This window comes from Paenibacillus kribbensis, assembly GCF_002240415.1.
GTDB lineage: Bacteria > Bacillota > Bacilli > Paenibacillales > Paenibacillaceae > Paenibacillus > Paenibacillus kribbensis.
The window spans coordinates 3,968,749-3,987,556 of record NZ_CP020028.1 but is presented as its reverse complement, the minus strand read 5'-3'; the positions used below and the strand labels follow the sequence as shown (position 1 = coordinate 3,987,556).

The following is an 18,808-nucleotide window of genomic DNA, read 5'->3' as shown; positions in this document are numbered from 1 at the left end:
TATGTAGTACAAATATTAGAGTAAGTTTGTTTGTATGGAGTAGTACAGAGTGAGTAACAAATAATTATGGAAATGTTGTTGTGCTCTGGAGGAATTTTGGTAGACGAAAGCGAATAAGGTAGTGTAGAAGATAACAAGGCAGAACAGGTTTTGTTCAGAGGAGGCTGAGCCCGGATGAGTTATTGCTGTGGAGCAAGCATGGTAGGAACCAAGGGAACGCTGAAGCATTACCGTACCCAAGTCCATAATGTTCCTTTGCTGTTTTGCCCGGTATGTCGTCGCATTGAAGTTCATTATAAAGTCGAAAATGAATATGAAATTTTGGCTGAATATGCACATGGAGATGGGGCAAGCGAGATTGATTTTCAGGATTATGTCATGGAAGATGATGATACGATATTTGAAAACTGTGTAAATCGTGAGAGTGAAGATGCATTTGAAATTGTGAAGCGCCAAATTGACATGTCACTTGATTTATTGATGGTAGCCAAACAGATGAATGATGAAAAATGGCAGGGAGAGCTTAAGAGAAGACTGGCTGTGATGAGCCAAAGACGATCCCGGCTTCAACATAATAAGAGCGGCAGTTGACTTCCTACACACCAAAGAAGCTCTCAATTCTCGAGAGCTTCTTTGGTGTGTAGGGCGCATATTCCTAACTTATTCTTTCGTTTTGGTAATGTTGCGCAGATATTATGACGAAAGAAAACAGGATAAAAGTATGGATTCGACACTTTTTCCGATTGACTCGAATCCTTGATCTTGTCTATCATGAAATAAGACTCGAATTGGAAAGAGTTGGTCGGAGTTTTGTGAATCTGTTTTCTACACCATTGAAGGGTAGTCGATAGATTGTCTTTCTCTTCTTCAAGAATGTTACGCGTCCGATACGGCCAGTTTATCATTCCGAAACAAGGGGGAAGCCTGGCATGATCAGTGAATTCCAAGAAGCCTTGCTTGATACCGTGGGAGCTTGCCCTCCCACACAGATCGCCAATAACAAGTATGAGAATGTGCTGGAGAACCTGGATAGTGGTATCATGCTGTTTGACAGTGACGGGGTACTGACCTTTATTAACGTGCAAATGGCGAAATTGCTGGAATTACCACGTAGTTCGCTGGCGGGTCGCAACCTGATGCAGATATTGCATCTTCCTGAGTTAAGTCGGTTTAAGAAGAAGAGAATCATGCGGATTTATAAAGAAACTATCTTTCATAGAAAGCGCTATCACGAGTTAATTGATGAGTATGGTCGGCATTGGTTGATGACAGTGACCTACGGGGATCAGATGGATGGCGATTTTTTGTTTAGCCTCAAGGATGTGTCGGATTACAAGCAGATTGAGCAAACGGCATACCAAAATGACAAGCTGGCGATGCTGGGACGAATCTCTGCTTCCATAGCCCATGAAATCCGTAATCCGCTTACTGCAATCCGGGGTTTTATTCAATTGCTTCGACCTCATTTGATGGAGTTGGGCAGGGATGAGTATGCCCGCATTATTTTAACCGAAATTGATCGTGCGAACGACATTATTTACGAATTTTTGAATTCGTCCAAGCCTTCGGCTCCGCAAAAAACGGCTGTATCTGTGATGGGATTGCTGAAAGAGGTTGTGATGCTGACAGAAAGCGAGGCATTGATGAAGGGCTGCCAGATCGCACTGGATGAAAATGACGAGCTTATGAAGGTTTCCATTGATGTAAAGCAGATTAAGCAGGTTATTCTCAATATGATTAAAAATGCGATGGATGCCATTGAAAGCATCGGCGGGGAACGAGAGGGATGTATTGATATCCATACGGTGCTTGAGGGCTCCTATGTCCACATTTGTATTGAAGACAACGGATTGGGTATGGATCACAATACATTGTCGCGTTTATTCGATCCTTTTTTTACAACAAAAGAAAGTGGAACGGGTCTGGGATTGGCTGTGAGCTATCGAATTATCAAAAATCATGGAGGCTTTATTCATGTAGACAGCCAGCATGGAATGGGGACACAATTTAAAATCACGCTTCCTGTGGTTTAAAAATGCACAGTTTTTTGCAAAGGAGTGCTGTGTGCAATTTCTTTTGCGTTGTGCAGCGTTGGAGCATAGGTATCACTTAGTTGAAAAAGGTCGGTTGGAGCGCATGATCTGAAGAGATCATGCGCTTTTTTGGGGCTGTAAGCTCTTTTTTTTGCGTGAATGCGAAAATGAATTCGTGAATATAAGACTAAAAAAAGATTCACCTTTCACAGATTAAATGCTATTATATACCAGAATACAACATTATTTTTGAGACTATAGACTTAAACAACGGCTTCCAAAGCTGTCAAACGTCTTAGAAATCGGAATCTCCGATATGCAGGGGGCTGAAGAGGCTGGATGAGTATACGACTGGAAGTAAAGAAAACGATAGGTATCGGCATTGCTGCGATAGGTTTGTTTGTCTTGGTTCAGTTATTTCATGTAACTTTGAATAAGTTATACTCTCATAATGTTTTTTTCTTGGTATATCCGGTTATAGGATTTGCCTGCGCTGCGATTTGTTTTTCTATTTTTTATCAATCCTGGTCCATTCTGCTGGAGCAATTATCCTTGCAGAGACTTTTTATTGCGCCGACATTTCTAGTGGCTGGTCTGCTTTACCTTGTTCATATCGTTTCGGTTAGTTTCCTAAGCTTGACCGACTTTGCTTTGTCTTCGAGTATTTCGTTATGGCTTTTGTTTGTGAATCGAGTCTTTACTGCTGTTATGTTCTTAATCATTTGTTTGCTCCCCTATAGAAAAATGAAGTCTGGATACAAGACAGTTGCTTTGTGGGCGGGTATAGGCTGTACTTTGCTCATCCTGGGGGTTATTAAGGTTTGTGGTGCAAGATTGCCGGATCTTCGTATAAGATATGAAGCGGACATTCTCGGATGGATCTTGAATCTGGCTATCATGTTTCTGCTCGTGTCTACTATGGTCTTAGGGGTGCGAAGATATCGCGAATTTCACCAGGAGGAACATGGCATGTTGCTTATGATTCGCGGGACTGGGCTTTGTGTTGTGAGCCAGCTGTTCTATATGTCTTCTGAGCAAATGAGTGATGTTAATCACCTTATGGGGTTTTTAACCAATACGATGGCGTTTTATATTCTGCTGAACGGTTTGGTCCGGCAAATGGTTCTCGTTCCCTACCGGGAAAAGCAGGCTGCAGAATCTGAATTTAATTTCATTGCCTATACTGATGATATAACAGGACTTCCGAACCGTCGCCGGCTGTCCCAACGTCTGGATAAAATGCTGCGTGATTCATTAAAGCCTGATGAGACAGTAGCGCTTTTAGTGCTGAATATAGATCGTTTCAAAACGATTAATGATTCGCTTGGACATATGGCAGGAAACTATCTGTTGTATGCGGTAGGCGAACGCCTGAGGCACTTTAGCCATGAGGGGGAAGAGGTCTTCAGCATGGGTGGAGATGAATTTGCATTTCTTCTAACAGGGTACGAAGATATGAGGGCCATGAGAAATCGGATTGATGATATGGTGAAGCTGTTCGATCAGCCCTTTCATATTAATGGAGAGTCTTATCATGTAATGGTGAGCGTAGGTATAGCTTTGTACCCATTAGATGCGGATCAGAGCGAGCAGCTCATTCAGAATGCGGATACTGCGGTTCATAGTGCGAAGGAGCAAGGAGTGAATTTTCAGCGGTATACCAGTGTGATGCAGATGCGGGCGCATGAAAGACTCCAATTGGAAAATGATCTGCGGCGCGCGCTTGAAAATGAAGAATTTTCATTGGTGTATCAACCGCGTGTTCACCTGCAAAGTGGTGAGTTGACCAGTTTGGAGGCACTAGTGCGTTGGAATCATCCCCAGCGTGGGATGGTGATGCCGGGAGATTTTATTTCGGTAGCCGAAGAAAGTGGTCTGATCGTGCCGCTGGGAGAGTGGGTGCTACGGGAGGCATGTCTGCAAAACAAGCGCTGGCAGGAGGCCGGATATCAACCGATCCCGATATCGGTCAATTTATCCATGCGCCAATTTCAGCAAAAAGAACTGGTGGATGTCATTCAGGGCATTCTGGCCTATACAGAACTGGAACCATGCTATCTGGAGCTGGAGATTACCGAGAGTATGACCTTTGACAAGGATCGGGCCTTCGAACAGTTGAAAAAAATAAAGGCGATCGGGGTTGCAATCAGTATCGATGATTTTGGTACAGGCTATAGCTCGTTGCATTATTTAAAAAATCTTCCGATTGATCGTCTTAAAATTGATCGTTCCTTTGTAAATGAGGTACTGGTCGACAGCAAAAATGCGGCCATCGTATCTACCATTGCCTCCATGGCTCATCATTTAAAACTGAAGGTTACGGCAGAAGGCGTGGAAAACGAGGAACAGCTTCATTTTTTGCAGGCCCAGGAATGTCATGAAGGGCAGGGGTATTACTTTAGCCGTCCTATTCCGGCAGAAGCCTTTGAAAAATTATTTTTACGCGAGCCTATGAATTGGCTGTCTCAGGATAGTATGTAGTTTACTTGCATTTTGCAAACGGGTGAGTTATACTATATAACATCCTGATTCAGTTGTTTGACAATAGCTTGAGTTTGTCTACATTAGAATTGAGATATTTTAAAATGCGGGTGTAGTTCAATGGTAGAACTTCAGCCTTCCAAGCTGATAGCGTGGGTTCGATTCCCATCACCCGCTTTCTTGTTTTAAGGCGTTAAAAACCCTTGTACTGCAAGGGTTTTTGTTTTGCTCATAATTAGATGAACATACTTTAGCCGGGGGGCCATTGGGTATCCCGGTTTTTTTACGTTCTTATGAACCATATTTTACACTATTATACAAAACAAAAATCCAAATATTTCGCTTACATGCTATAAATAAACAGATACAAAGAACTATTTACCGTTCCCTAAAAAATAAGTATAGTCACATTAATGGAATATAATACAAAAAAAGGATGGTGTACCTGTGATGAGGAAAATTTCTTTTCTTTTTTTAGCCTTAACATTTGCGCTCTTCACCTTTCCGGTAAGCTCTACGTTCGCTGCGGCTGATTTTCCGAATACGTCGACGAATGGATTGACTGGCTTTGCTGGACAGGCTAAAAATGAAAATGGGGCTTCCAAGCCTAGTACAACCGGGGGGAAAAATGGGCAGGTTATCTATATCAACAATCTAAATGATTTGAAAAATCAGTTAGGGGATTCCACTCCAAAAATTTTGGTGATTGAAAAGAATATTTCTGCTTCCTCTAAAACCGTCGTCAACATTGGCTCCAATAAATCACTTATTGGCTCTTACGCGCAAAACAAGCTGGTCAATATTCATTTGAAAACAACAGCTAACTCCGGAAATGTAATCTTTCAAAATTTAACCTTTGAGCACAGTGCCAACATTAAAGGCAACGATGACATCCAGCTATATCTTACTGCGGGTACTAATTATTGGATTGATCATGTTACTTTTGCGGGTCACAATTATGATCCGAATGGTTCGGATTTGGACAAGCTTTTGTATGTAGGACAATCAGCCGATTATGTAACCATCAGTAATTCGAAGTTTGCTAATCACAAATATGGTCTCATTCTGGGCTACCCTGATGATAGCAATAAAAATTATGATGGCATGCCCCATATCACAATCGCCAATAATTATTTTGAAAACTTGCTTGTCCGTGGTCCAGGGCTTATGAGATACGGATATTTCCATGTTAAAAATAACTATATCAATAATTTCCAGTTGGCTTACACGATAGCTACCAATGCAAGAATTTATTCGGAGTACAACTACTTTGGCAAAGGTAGTGAAAAGGGTGGAATTCTCGATGATAAAGCCAATGGCGAGTTTAAAGATGTGGGTAGTTATCCCGCCATCAAGAACCAAAAATCGCCTGTAACCCGTTGGAATCCAAGCAAGAACTACAGCTACCAGGTTCAAACTCCTGAGTATACCAAAGAGTTTGTAACTAAATATGCTGGTTCTTCTAATACAACTTTGGTATTCGGAAAATAACTCTAAATTTATTTGCAAATCTATTTTGTTCTGTTATACTGACTGCAAGCAAGTATCCCATAAAAAGGAAGGTAACCATACGTCTGATGAAGTAAGCACACTGATTTTCCCATTTAACTGCACAGTTACTGGCAGGCGGCTGTAAGCTGCAACGGGGAAAGTGTGTCTGAAATGAGAGTTGGGACGTATACGTTTATTCCGGAACGGGAGTCGTTTTTTTCCCTTCATGGTTTTATTTGTTCATGAGCGTATGTTCTGAAACGATTCATAGCAGTCATTCTGTATTCCTTGTATGCAAGCCGCAGCCTTCTGCGGCTTTTTTTATTGCTTCCGGCATAAAAGCCGGGCTGGGAAAGGATGATCATGGTATGAAAACGATTTTACGTGTTCGCAATGTAATAAAGGAATGGAACGGAACCACTTTGTTTGAGAATGTGTCGATGGATGTGACGGAAGCGAGAACGGTGCTGGGCTGCTTTCTTTTTGCCAGAGAAGATGTGTTCAAAAGGATCGGGACGCTCAGTATGGGGGAGAAATGCAGGGTAGCCTTTCTACGCTTGTACTTTAGTGGAGCCAATCTGCTGGTGCTGGATGAGCCGACAAATTACTTTGATATTGAAACCCGTGAGATTGTCGAGGATTCTTTGCGCAGCTATGACGGGGCGCTGGTGCTTGTCTCACATGACCGGGAACTGGTGCGGTGCACAGCAACCCGGCTGCTCGATATGAAACCGGGAGGCGGATATGAGATCTATGAGGGAACAGCCGACGAAAAGCAAGAAGACGAGCGAAGCCGTCAACGGGAGCCGGAGGATCAGGAGCAGCGCGAGGAGCGTCTGCGATTACAGTTGCGTCTGACGGAACTGATGGGATTGACGGGGATGATGGATGAGAATGATGAGCATCTGAGCGAAATCAGACACATTCGTGCCAAGCTGGATCGGCTGGATTTTCCCGGCATCCACAAGAATGAAGTGTAGGCCCTGCTTGCCAAAGCGCGGCAGTTTGCATATAATAATGAACAATAGTTCGAAATTAAAAATGTCTTGATGGAGAAGAGTAGGCAGTGTCCGATTGAACAGGGAGGAAGCGCCGTAGGATTGAGAGCGTTTCTGCAAATAATGGGCTGTTGAAGTTCGCTCCGGAGCAGTTCCTTGAACCTCAAGCGTCATGTGGATGGCGAATGGGCAAGTAGAGGATACCGGTTCACGACCGTTACAATGTGCAGAGCGAGATGATGATGCATAGCGTGAATAAGCACCTGTATTTGCCGATAGGCAGAGTAATAGGTGAGCTGAGCTTGATTGTCTAACGAGGGTGGTACCACGGTCTTTTCGTCCCTTACCGGGAGAAAGGACCTTTTTTTGTTGTCTGAAAAGCTGGAAATGAAGAAAGGGGACTGAACAGGCGATGAGCGAAACCATCCAAATGAAGGAACATTTGCTGGCCTTGAAGGAAGAAGCATTGGAAGTATTGGAGAAGGTGGCAACAGCCAAGGAGCTGGCTGACCTGCGGGTTAAGTATTCGGGTAAAAAGGGTGCGTTGACTGAGATTTTGCGCGGTATGGGTAAACTGAGTGCGGAAGAGCGTCCAGTTGTTGGACAGGTAGCCAATGAAGTGCGCGAGGCCATTGAAGAGGTAGTCAACCGCAAACAGGACGAGTTCACGAAAGCGGAAACGAATGAACGTCTGCAAGCGGAAAAAATCGACGTTACACTGCCTGGACGCGCGTTGCCGCAAGGCGGACTTCATCCGCTCAATAAAGTGATTGAGCAGATCGAAGACATTTTCACAGGCATGGGTTATCGAGTTGCAGAGGGACCACAGGCAGAGACGGATTATTACAACTTCGAAGCATTGAATTTGCCTAAAAATCACCCGGCACGCGACATGCAGGATTCGTTTTACCTGACCGAGGATCTGTTAATGCGTACCCATACGTCACCGGTTCAGATTCGCGCGATGGAAGCCATGAAAGGTGAAACACCTATAAAGGTCATTTGTCCGGGTACGGTTTTCCGTCGTGATGATGACGATGCAACACATTCCTTCCAATTCCACCAAATTGAGGGGCTTGTGATTGGAAAAGACATTCGCATGAGTGATTTGAAAGGAACCTTGCTGCAATTCGCGCGCGAAATGTTCGGGGAATCGACCGAAATTCGTCTGCGTCCAAGCTTTTTTCCATTCACCGAGCCGAGTGCTGAAGTTGACGTTACCTTTGTAAAGAAAAATGGCGAACGTGTGTGGATTGAGATTTTGGGCTGTGGCATGGTGCATCCGAAAGTACTGGAAATGGGTGGTTTTGATCCCGAGGTGTACAGTGGCTTTGCATTCGGTATGGGTGTAGAGCGGATTGCCATTTTGAAATACGGCATTGACGATATTCGTCATTTCTATAACAGCGACCTGTCGTTCTTGAAACAGTTTGCGCGTCAATAAACAACTATATCAAGGGAAGTGAACCCATATGAAAGTATCATTCGAGTGGCTGTCCGAGTATGTATCGCTGGATCAGGTGAGCGCGGAGGAGCTGGCAGAGAAAATTACCCGTTCGGGCATTGAAATAGATGAAGTTGAACATCGCAACCAAGGGATTACTGGCGTTGTTGTCGGCTACGTCAAAAGCAAGGAAAAGCATCCGGATGCGGATAAGCTGAATGTGTGTATTGTCGATGCGGGTCAGGGAGAAGATTTGCAAATCGTGTGTGGTGCCAAAAACGTGGACGCAGGTCAAAAGGTTCCTGTTGCCGTTGTGGGCGCAAAGCTGCCGGGAGATTTCCATATTAAGAAGGCCAAGCTGCGTGGTGTTGTGTCCATGGGCATGATCTGCTCGGCTAAGGAACTGGGCATGAATGACAAGCTGCTGCCAAAGGAATTGCAGGAAGGGATTCTCGTGCTGCCGGAGGATGCTGAAATTGGTACACCGATTACGAAGCTGCTGGGGCTGGATGATTACGTACTGGATTTTGATCTGACGCCAAACCGCTCGGACTGCTTGAGCATGCACGGAGCAGCCTATGAAGTAAGCGCCATTCTGGGACGTGATATTTCGCTGGCTGACCCGGCTAAGGATCTGGTGGAAATCAGTGATGCAGCGGCAGACCATCTATCCGTGAAAGTAGATACTCCTGAGCTGTGTACGCACTATGCAGCCCGTTATATTACAGGTGTAAAAGTGGGGGCTTCCCCGTTGTGGATTCAAAACCGTCTGATGGCAGCGGGTATTCGTCCGATCAATAACATCGTGGATATTACGAACTATGTCATGCTGGAATACGGTCAGCCGCTACATGCTTTTGACGCGGATAAGCTGGAAAATGGCAACATTGAAGTTCGGCTCGCTCGCGCAGGCGAAACATTAATTACGCTGGATGATCAGGAACGTAAGCTGGAGCCGCAAATGCTGCTGATTACGGACGGTGTGAAGCCGATTGCACTGGCAGGTGTAATGGGTGGGGCTAATTCGGAAGTGACCGATGCGACTGTCAGCATTGCGCTGGAATCCGCGAAGTTTGATGGCGGTACGGTGCGCAAAACCTCCCGTCAACTTGGACTTCGTTCGGAGGCGAGCCTGCGTTTTGAAAAAGAGGTCGATCCGGGTGCCGTTGTACCTGCTGTAAACCGTGCGGCAGCACTGATTCAGCGTTACGCAGGGGGAACTGTACATCAGGGTATTGTAGAATCTGCTTCTGCAAAAGCTGAAAATCGTATTATCAAGCTGTCGCTGGATAAAATAAATCGGTATTTGGGTACAGAGCTGTCACTGCTTGAGGTTAAAACGATTTTTGGCAGACTGCATTTTGGTTGCGGTGATGCGGAGCAAGGCGTGATGGAAGTTGAAGTGCCTACGCGCCGCGGGGATATTACCATTGACGTGGATCTTATCGAAGAGGTTGCACGCCTGTATGGCTACGACAACATTCCAACCACGCCGATTGAAGGGCCAACCACTCCGGGTGCATTGACGGCATCACAATCATTGCGTCGTTCTTTGCGCAAATTGCTGGTGCATGGCGGCTGGCAAGAGACAATCAGCTATTCGTTTGTACATCCGCAAAGTACGGGCTTGTTTAATGCCCTGACAGAAGGCAGCCATCCGGTTCGTTTGGCGATGCCTATGAGCGAAGACCGCAGCGTTCTGCGTACGAGCATTATTCCGCAGATGCTGGATACAGCGGTATACAACATGAACCGGAAGCAGGAAAATCTGGCGATTTTTGAAATAGGCACTGTATTTTACACAGAGGAGCAAACATTAACCCGTCAGCCGCAGGAAATTCAAGTGTTCAGTCTGCTGTTGACTGGAGCACGCCGTGAAAAGCAATGGAACATTGGTGCTGAGAAGGTTGATTTCTTTGATATTAAAGGGGCACTTGAAACGGTGTTCGACTATTTTGGGTTGAGTGCAAGCATTCGTTATGTAGCTGATCAACCGCAAAGTTATCATCCGGGACGTTCCGCTTCGGTATGGCTGGATGTGAATGGAAGCTCCCAGCGGATCGGCACGATTGGGCAGATCCATCCGGAATTGCAGCAGTCTTATGGACTGAATGATACGTATGTGGCGGAAATTGCGTTACAGCAAATCGTTGAACATGCCAACAATCACATCCAATTTAGAGAGCTGGCTCGCTTCCCGTCCGTGGAACGTGATATTGCTCTCGTGGTTGACAAAGACGTTGAGGCAGGCGAACTGCTTCGTGTTATTTACGCTGCAGGCGGAGAACTGTTGCAGGATGCACGGGTGTTTGACGTATTTACAGGCAGCAAGCTTGGTGAGGACAAGAAGAGCGTAGCTATTTCCCTGACCTACCGTCATTGGGAGCACACGCTGACGGATGAAGAAATTAATGCGGCGCATTCTCCTGTCGTTACGTCTCTGGAGCAAACTTTTGGAGCGGAATTGAGAAAGTAGCAGGAAATGCGGGAAGCCGTATCGAATCTTAGTGACAGAGGTTCGATACGGCTTTTTGGCCTATCATCATTGAAGCTCTCTACTCTGATATTCACCCGCTGCGGGGAAGCCGGACTATGGGGTTGAACGCTCCACCAAGGGCGGGGTACCATAGAATCGGACACAACTTAGAATCAACATACAGTAGTATTGAAGGAGGGCATAATTGTGACTACACCGGATCGCACTCGCGTCACTGTAGAGATCTACGGTACTTCTTATAGACTCGTCGGCAGTAATCCCGATTATATGAAACAGGTTGCCAATTATGTGGATGAACGCATGCACAATATTTCCCAAGCTCATTCACGTCTGGATATGCCCCGAATTGCCGTGCTGGCTGCAGTCCATATGGCAGAAGAGGCTGTACAAATTCAGGAAATTCAAAGCCATATGAACCGATTAGCCGCCGAACGTGCCGAACTCCGGGGAGAGCTGGCGCAACTCCAGACAGCCCTGGGAGAACAGCAGCAGAAAAATACAGATATGAAGCAGTCTCTTGTTCAATTGAAGGAAGAGAAGGAAGCGACCCAGAAGAAGCTGGCAGAAACCGAGTCTGTATCAGCCAAGGAAATTGCTGCATTGAGGATAAGGCTGGAACAGCAGGAGAAAAAAGCAGGCGAGCTTGAAAATGAGCAAAAGCAGGCTAAACGTGAATTGGAGGAGTCCCGTCAAGAAGCTTCCCGTAAATTGAAAGAGCAGCAGGAAGCGGCGAATGCCCGTATACGGCAGGCGGAGGAGCAGACGAAGAAGGAATTGGCTGAGGCGGCCAAGCAGTCCGAAGCCAAGCTTTTGGCTGCGGAGAAGGCTCATCAGGAGCGTCAACGCACAGAATTGGACAAGCAGCGTACTGCTTTGCAGCAGGAGTATAGCCAGAAGGTAACAGAATGGCAGACCAAGTGTTCCGGGCTGAATGAGCAGCTAGAGCAGGAGCGAACACAGGCGCAGCAAGAGCTGAATGAGAGAAATCTCCAGCACCAGGAAGCGGAGAAACGGGCCGAGGAAGCTGCGCTCGAGCAGGAGATTCGAATCGAGGAGCTTCAGGAGCAGTTGGACGAGGTACAGGCAGGCAAAGCAGAGCTTGCATCCCGTTTGGGAGAAGCGCAAGAGCAAGCTGCATTATTGAAGCAGCAGCAGACCGAGCTGGAGTCCCGACTGGAAACGCAGCGGCAGGCCGCAGCAGAACGGGAACAGGCGGATTCGCTTGCGCGTGAAGAGCTGCAGAACCGTTATGATCTTTTGGCTACGGAAGCCAAGGCTGTGCAGCAGCAAGCGGCTAAGCTGGAGGAAGAGCAGCGCCGGATGCACAAGCTGCTGGAGCAGGCGCACGTATCCTCTCGCAAGTTGCAAAGCGAACTGGCTGCACTGGCTGAAAGTGAGAAGTCATGGCAGAAGCTTGCTGAGGAGCGTCAGTATGCCGTCGATGAATTGGAGCTTTCGCTACAGGAGACACGAGAGCAGAAGAAAATAACGCAGGAGCAGTTACAGCATGCTGAGGCAGAAGTAGAAGCTGTTAATAGCAAGTTTGCGGCACAGCAGCAGCGTCTGTTACAGTTGGAAGCCAATATCAAAGAGCTTTCGTCTGAGCTAATACGTGTCCAGAATGAACTGAAGAAGGTAAACGGTCGTGAGCAGGAAGGAATACAGGCCTACAACGTGCTTCAGGAGCAGCATAGCAGCATGAAGAGCCGGGCTCAGCAATTGGAGCAGAACATTAAGAAACTCCAGCGTGAAGATAGCGAACGGCAGAGTGAATTGGAACGTACTGCAGAAGAATTGTTGGAATGGCAGCTTAAATATGAGCAGTTGAAGGCCGAGGTGGAACGTTGGGAGGCTGAAGACGCTGCACGTAAGGAAGAATTTGCTTCGTGGGAACGTGAAATAGCCGTAACGGTTGAACAAAAGGAGCAGCTGCAGGAGGAGATCCGTTTGGCAGTTGAAGCTGCCGAAACAGCGAAGGCTGAACAGCAATCTGTAGAGCAGGAACGGCTTGCTTTACAGTCTGAGCTTAATGAAGTGGGTCAAAAATATGAAATGGCGGCTCATCAGCTTCGTCTTTTACAAGTTCAGCAGGATGTAGATCGGGAAAATACAGAAAAGATTTCGACGGAATTGCATCAATTGCAGGAAGAATACACCAAGCTTCAAACGGAGTATAATGAATGGATTGAGCTCATCGAACAGGATCAGTAGATACGGATTATAGATGTGACGCAAATCCCCGGCTGCTTATCGCCGGGGATTATTTGTATATTGGATTCACCGTAGGTGTGTGTATGACAAAAAGCTGTCCTTTGGCAGAATAAATCTGCTTGGGACAGCTTTGCCGCGGTGTAAACTGAAAATTAATTCTTGGCCTTACGACCAGCTTCAAAAGGTGTCGTTACCGGAATGAACAGGTCGATAATCCCGATAACCAATGCAGCTAGCAATGCGCCCATCACAGAAACACTGACACTGGTCACAATATATTGAGCTACCCAGATAACCAGAGCGCTCACCAGAAAACCTACGATACCGCGTCCGAATGGAGAAACGCGCCGACCGAACATGGCCTCAATAATATAACCAATCAAGGCAATGACAATCGCAAGGATCAGCGCGCTCCAAAAGCCGCCTACACTAAATCCGGGAACGATCCAGCTTACGACCATCAGAACCAGGGCGGCCACGATGAAACGCACAATGTGCCCAAGAATGCTCACGGAATAACCTCCTTCGTTTTTTTGAAATTGCAGGGTTAGACAAAGGTTAGTGTGTGGCATAGGGAGCTTTCTTATGTGTAAAACAGTGTTGGCAAATAGCGTAAGTTTGCGGCTTTCGGTATAATATAGATATAAGTGAAAGGAGTAGTGAAGTTGGACTCTAAAATTTTTAAAACCCTTGAATACCAAAAAATTCTAAATAAACTAAGCCACTATGCCCAAACGGCAACAGGTCAGCAAACAGCTCTTTGGCTACAGCCTAGCGATGACTTGGAGCATATCAAGAAAATGTTGAAAGGCACGGATGAGGCCTATGCAGCTGATCGGCTCAAAGGAGTGCCTTCATTTAACGGGGTGGTGGACATTACTCCGGCGGTGAAACGCGCACGTATTGGCGGAACGCTGAATCCGCAGGAACTGCTTGGCATTCGGACTACAGTGCAGGCTGCACGTCGTATACAGGTGTACGTAGCAAGTCTGCATGAGGAAAATCCTGTCGAAACCTTGCTGTTTTGGAGTGAGCAGCTTTCAGAGCAGAGAAGCTTGGAAAATTCGATTAAAGGCTGCATTGACGAAAACGCAGAGGTGCTGGATTCCGCCAGTACAGAGCTTTCGCAAATTCGCCGGGAGCTGCGCTCAGGTGAAGTGCGTATTCGTGAAAAGCTGGATTCCATGATTCGTTCCTCCACCGTCTCCAAAATGCTACAGGATCAGTTGATTACAATTCGTGGAGATCGTTTTGTAATTCCGGTTAAGGCTGAATACCGCTCTTATTTTGGCGGAATTGTGCATGATCAATCCGGGTCCGGTGCAACGCTGTTTATCGAGCCTGAATCGATTGTAGCTATGAACAACAAGCTGAGGGAAACACGGCTGAGAGAAGAACGTGAAATTGAAGTCATTTTACAAAAGCTGACCGCACTTGTCGCCGAACAAGCGGATATGTTGCTGTATGATGTGGACATTTTGGGCAATCTTGACTTTATTTTTGCAAAAGCGCGTCTCGCCCGTGAAATGAAGGCTACCCTGCCTTTGATGAATGATCGCGGATACTTGAAGCTGAAAAAAGGCAGACATCCTCTAATCCCGTTGGAGCAGGTCGTTCCCATTGATGTGGAGCTGGGCAATTCCTACACCTCCATTATCGTTACGGGACCGAATACAGGGGGGAAGACAGTTACCCTGAAGACCATCGGTCTGCTAAGCTTGATGGCGATGTCAGGACTTTTTGTACCTGTTGAGGATGAAAGTCAGTTATGCGTATTTGATGCCATCTATGCGGATATTGGTGACGAGCAGAGCATTGAGCAGAATTTGAGTACCTTTTCCAGCCATATGACCAACATCATTAGCATTCTGAAAAATATGACACCTAAAAGCCTTGTGTTGCTTGATGAGGTGGGAGCAGGAACAGATCCGGCGGAAGGCTCGGCGCTGGCTGTATCGATTTTGGAGCATATGCATGCAATGGGTTGCCGTATGGTTGCGACGACTCACTATAGTGAATTGAAGGCGTATGCCTATGAGCGCAAAGGAATCATTAATGCAAGCATGGAGTTTGATGTCGCTACATTAAGTCCTACTTATCGTCTTTTGGTCGGTGTACCTGGACGAAGCAACGCTTTTGCCATTGCCGAGCGATTGGGCTTGTCGAACCGTATTTTAGACTATGCCCGTGGCGAGGTAACGGAAGAAGATCAGCGCGTCGAGCACATGATTGCGTCGCTGGAGCAGAACCGTTTGACGGCTGAGCAGGAACGGGAAAAGGCCGAGCAGCTGCGTAGGGAAATGGAAGCATTGCGCAGCCGTCACCAGACTGAGCTGGATAAGCTGGAGTCACAACGGGACCGTATGCTGGCAAAAGCAGAGGATGAAGCAAGAGTTCTAGTAGATAAGGCTCGTAGCGAAGCAGAGAAGATCATTAGCGATTTACGCAAACTGGCTCAGGAAGAAGGAGCTTCTGTTAAGGAGCATAAGCTGATTGCAGCCCGTAAAGAGCTGGATGAGGCTGAACCTAAGCAACGCAAGAAGAACACGGTCAAACGTGCTGCTACGCGGACTCGTTCTATTATGGCCGGAGATGAGGTAACTGTTCATAGTCTGAATAAAAAAGGCCACGTGGTCGAACTGTCTGGAAGCAAGGAAGCTGTCGTTCAACTGGGTATCATGAAAATGAAGGTCAGTCTGGATGATTTGGAGCTGCTGCAGCCTGCCCAAACGCCTGCACCAAGGGTCCAAAAGCCAGTCACAGGCGTCAAACGAACGAGAGATGATAATGTACGCAATGAGCTTGATCTTCGGGGAGCGAATGTCGAGGAAGCTCTAATCGAGGTAGATCGCTTCATGGATGAAGCATTTTTAGCCAATCTCGGTCAGGTTCACATTATTCATGGCAAAGGCACGGGGGTTTTGCGCACCGGCATTCAGGAATATCTTCGCAAACATAAGCATGTGAAAAGCTACCGCATTGGCAATTACAATGAAGGCGGCACAGGGGTAACTGTTGCTGAATTGGAATGAGCTACGGGTCTGCCGGCTTCTGCCGGTAATGCTCAGTAGAACGGGAGGGACGAAGTGAAGATGGCGATTGATGAATTGCTGTCACATCCGTTGGGAATGATGCTGGGCTATTTCTCGGTGGCGGTGCTGGAGCTGATTGTATTTTTGTCATGCTTTGAGCTCGTAACCCGCTATAAATGCTGGGAAGAGATCAAGCGTGGAAATATTTCGGTAGCGATGGCTACGGGCGGGAAAATGTTCGGCATCTGCAACGTGCTCCGCTTTGCCATGGAAGCCAAATCCAGTGTGTATGATACGATGATTTGGTCGTTCGTTGGCTTTTTACTGCTGCTTGCGGCGTATTTTCTGTTTGAGTTTCTGACACCGGTATTTTCTATCGATCAGGAGATTAAAGAGGATAACCGCGCTGTCGGCTTGTTCTCCATGATTATTTCGATATCGTTATCTTATGTCATTGGTGCTAGTGTGACTTGACACATCCTGTATACTAAAGCTTGGTATACGCTTGGGAACGGAAGGATGATAAAGCTTGGAAATGACTATTTGTCCATGGTGTAGCATGGAAATTATTTGGGATGAAGAACTGGGCCCTGAAGAAGAGTGTCCTTATTGCCATAATGACCTGAAGGGATACTCAGACATAAATGATGATGAAGATGAGGCAGAGTCGGCTTCTGCGTCTGTACACAGACATGCACCTGAGCATCGGCACGAGCATACAAAACACGATCATGCTGCATCTGGCAGCTCATTGCTCCATTCTCATGAGAAGGAAGCATTAAAGGGCTATCGTACACTGAGCATTCAGCTTGGCGATGATGAGGAGCAGGATATTTTATATGAAGCCGAGGATGAAGCGGTAGTTGAAAAGCCAGAGGGCGCCCCATTGTTGCAGGACAATGAGCTTCATAAGCTGCCTGTGCTGCACACCCTGCAAAAATTTGAAGAAAGCGGTGCGGATTTGATGGCTTATGAGCAAGGCGCTGAACAAATACTGGATGGACAGGATGAAGTTCTTGAATGCTCCCAGTGCGGTGAATATATGCTGCATGCGGGATCGCAAACTGTAACCGGAGAAGGCTTTGAACCGTCGCTCTCTCCTGCGCTTGGCCGACCTGTTCTGGATCTGCCGTTTGTCTTAAATGTTTATGTGTGTCCGAGCTGCTTCCATGTTCAGCAGACGCTTTCAGAGGATGACCGACTGCGGATGCTGGAGAAGCTCAGCGGTATTTCCAACAATTAAATAGTTAACTCCCCGGATAGTCCCTAGCTTGATAGGGGCATCTTAAATCGAAGAAATCTTAAAGCAAGCTGACTTGTATGTCATAAGCTGATGGGTGATTTTCGGTTAGGGGGAACTGCATTGAAATCAAACCTAAACGGACAATCCATTCTGCTGCTAAGCCTGAATGGATTGTTTGTCTTTGCAGCAGCTTTGTCCGGCACTTTTCTTAACGTGTATTTGTGGAAAAGCAGGCAGGACTACGCAATGATCGGTTGGTTTAATGTCAGCCAGCAAATTGCGCTGGGAATTATGGTCTGGGTGGCTGGAAAATGGGTCAAGGAACATAACAAAATGAATGCTCTGCGCGTAGGGACCGCCATGTCCGGCTTATTTTATTTGGTCGTATTATACACGGGACCGCAGGCTGTAAACTACATATGGCCGCTCGGGATGTTGTTGGGGGCAGCGCTGGGTTTATTTTGGCTGGCGTTTAATGTGATTTTTTTCGAAGTCACAGACCGGGTAAGCCGTGATCATTTTAACGGCTGGGTGGGCTTGCTGGGCTCATTTTCTGGCATTGTGGGTCCTTGGCTGTCCGGCTGGATTATTGCCCGAATGGAGGATGATGCCGGTTATCGCGTGATCTTCAGCATTTCACTGGCATTTTATGTCGTGGGGGTGGTGCTGAGTTTCTTTCTTCGTAAGCGCAAAACGACAGGAAAATACAATTGGAAGGAGCCTAAGCAACGATTGTCACAAAAAGAAAGTATGTGGCGTCCGTTGTCGTTATCCCTTGTTGCACAGGGCATCCGTGAAGGTGTTTTTGCCTTCCTGATTACACTGCTTGTGTATGTAGTGACAAAGCAGGAGTGGAAGCTGGCACAGTTTTCATTTATTACGTCGGCGGTTTCATTTTTCAGCTTTTGGGCTGCCGGCAAATGGCTCAAGCCCCGCTATCGATCGGCTGGAATGCTGCTGGGTGCCGTGCTGCTGGTCATTGTGATTTTACCGTTATTATGGCGTATGGAGTACAGCACCCTGCTGATTATGGGGATCGGCACCTCGTTGTTCATGCCTCTGTACTTGATACCTATGATCTCGGCAAGCTTTGATCTAATGGGAACGAGTAAAGGAGATGCCAATCAGAGAGTGGAACTTGTTGTGCTGCGTGAACTATGCCTTATGGTCGGCCGATTGACCGGAACGTTAATTTTTTTGGGTGTGTTAAGTATCAGCAAGGCTCCTGGAGCGATGATTTGGCTGCTGATTGGACTTGCATTAGTACCGGTGGGCGGATGGTTTTTTATGCGAAATGTACTAAAAATGGAACAAAAAGAAAGTCAAAGTGCGACTCGTTCCAAAACACAGCGCTGGCACAAGCAAACCGAATAGTCTG

At 46.6% G+C, this 18,808-nt stretch carries 13 protein-coding genes and 1 tRNA gene; 13 read left to right on the top strand and 1 reads right to left on the bottom strand.

From position 1 onward, the window contains the following. Nucleotides 1–174 precede the first annotated feature (174 nt). The 9 genes from B4V02_RS17750 (at nt 175) to zapA (ending at nt 13,155) form a co-directional block, all read left to right on the top strand. Nucleotides 175–591 carry a hypothetical protein gene (locus B4V02_RS17750; protein ID WP_007429530.1) on the top strand — a complete coding sequence of 139 codons (417 nt, stop codon included), beginning with the start codon at nt 175–177 and terminating at the stop codon, nt 589–591. Nucleotides 592–929: 338 nt separating this feature from the next. Further along, the gene (locus B4V02_RS17745; protein ID WP_094155794.1) at nt 930–2,033 is read left to right on the top strand and encodes an ATP-binding protein; all 1,104 of its coding nucleotides are present in this window, start codon (nt 930–932) and stop codon (nt 2,031–2,033) included. Nucleotides 2,034–2,372: 339 nt separating this feature from the next. Further along, nucleotides 2,373–4,514: a putative bifunctional diguanylate cyclase/phosphodiesterase gene (locus B4V02_RS17740; RefSeq protein ID WP_094155793.1), complete on the top strand. Its 2,142-nt coding sequence runs from the start codon at nt 2,373–2,375 to the stop codon at nt 4,512–4,514. Between the two features lie 106 nt (nt 4,515–4,620). Next, a tRNA-Gly gene (locus B4V02_RS17735) sits at nt 4,621–4,691 on the top strand. Between the two features lie 273 nt (nt 4,692–4,964). Beyond that, nucleotides 4,965–6,005 (top strand): polysaccharide lyase family 1 protein, encoded by a 1,041-nt coding sequence (locus tag B4V02_RS17730; protein ID WP_094155792.1) that lies wholly within the window; start codon nt 4,965–4,967, stop codon nt 6,003–6,005. Between the two features lie 368 nt (nt 6,006–6,373). Next, entirely contained in the window at nt 6,374–6,985 is a 612-nt protein-coding gene (locus B4V02_RS17725) for an ATP-binding cassette domain-containing protein (protein ID WP_279628211.1), read from the top strand. A 430-nt stretch (nt 6,986–7,415) separates the two neighbouring features. Beyond that, the gene (gene pheS / locus B4V02_RS17720) at nt 7,416–8,447 is read left to right on the top strand and encodes a phenylalanine--tRNA ligase subunit alpha (RefSeq protein ID WP_007429535.1); all 1,032 of its coding nucleotides are present in this window, start codon (nt 7,416–7,418) and stop codon (nt 8,445–8,447) included. A 28-nt stretch (nt 8,448–8,475) separates the two neighbouring features. Then, on the top strand, nt 8,476–10,923 hold the full coding sequence (gene pheT / locus B4V02_RS17715) for a phenylalanine--tRNA ligase subunit beta (protein WP_094155791.1): 2,448 nt from the start codon (nt 8,476–8,478) through the stop codon (nt 10,921–10,923). 207 nt (nt 10,924–11,130) lie between these two features. Further along, nucleotides 11,131–13,155 (top strand): cell division protein ZapA, encoded by a 2,025-nt coding sequence (gene zapA / locus B4V02_RS17710; protein ID WP_094155790.1) that lies wholly within the window; start codon nt 11,131–11,133, stop codon nt 13,153–13,155. A gap of 152 nt (nt 13,156–13,307) precedes the next feature. On the opposite strand, the gene B4V02_RS17705 is transcribed toward zapA, so the two are convergent. After that, nucleotides 13,308–13,667 carry a phage holin family protein gene (locus B4V02_RS17705; protein ID WP_007429538.1) on the bottom strand — a complete coding sequence of 120 codons (360 nt, stop codon included), beginning with the start codon at nt 13,665–13,667 and terminating at the stop codon, nt 13,308–13,310. 153 nt (nt 13,668–13,820) lie between these two features. Here B4V02_RS17705 and B4V02_RS17700 point away from each other — a divergent pair, with 153 nt between their 5' ends. From B4V02_RS17700 to B4V02_RS17685, 4 genes are all read left to right on the top strand, one after another. Further along, nucleotides 13,821–16,187: an endonuclease MutS2 gene (locus tag B4V02_RS17700; protein ID WP_094155789.1), complete on the top strand. Its 2,367-nt coding sequence runs from the start codon at nt 13,821–13,823 to the stop codon at nt 16,185–16,187. Nucleotides 16,188–16,247: 60 nt separating this feature from the next. After that, the gene (locus B4V02_RS17695) at nt 16,248–16,661 is read left to right on the top strand and encodes a DUF350 domain-containing protein (RefSeq protein ID WP_007429540.1); all 414 of its coding nucleotides are present in this window, start codon (nt 16,248–16,250) and stop codon (nt 16,659–16,661) included. Nucleotides 16,662–16,716: 55 nt separating this feature from the next. Further along, nucleotides 16,717–17,430 (top strand): hypothetical protein, encoded by a 714-nt coding sequence (locus tag B4V02_RS17690; protein ID WP_094155788.1) that lies wholly within the window; start codon nt 16,717–16,719, stop codon nt 17,428–17,430. Between the two features lie 120 nt (nt 17,431–17,550). Beyond that, complete coding sequence (locus tag B4V02_RS17685) at nt 17,551–18,804, top strand: MFS transporter (RefSeq protein ID WP_094155787.1); 1,254 nt, start codon at nt 17,551–17,553, stop codon at nt 18,802–18,804. Nucleotides 18,805–18,808: the final 4 nt, after the last annotated feature.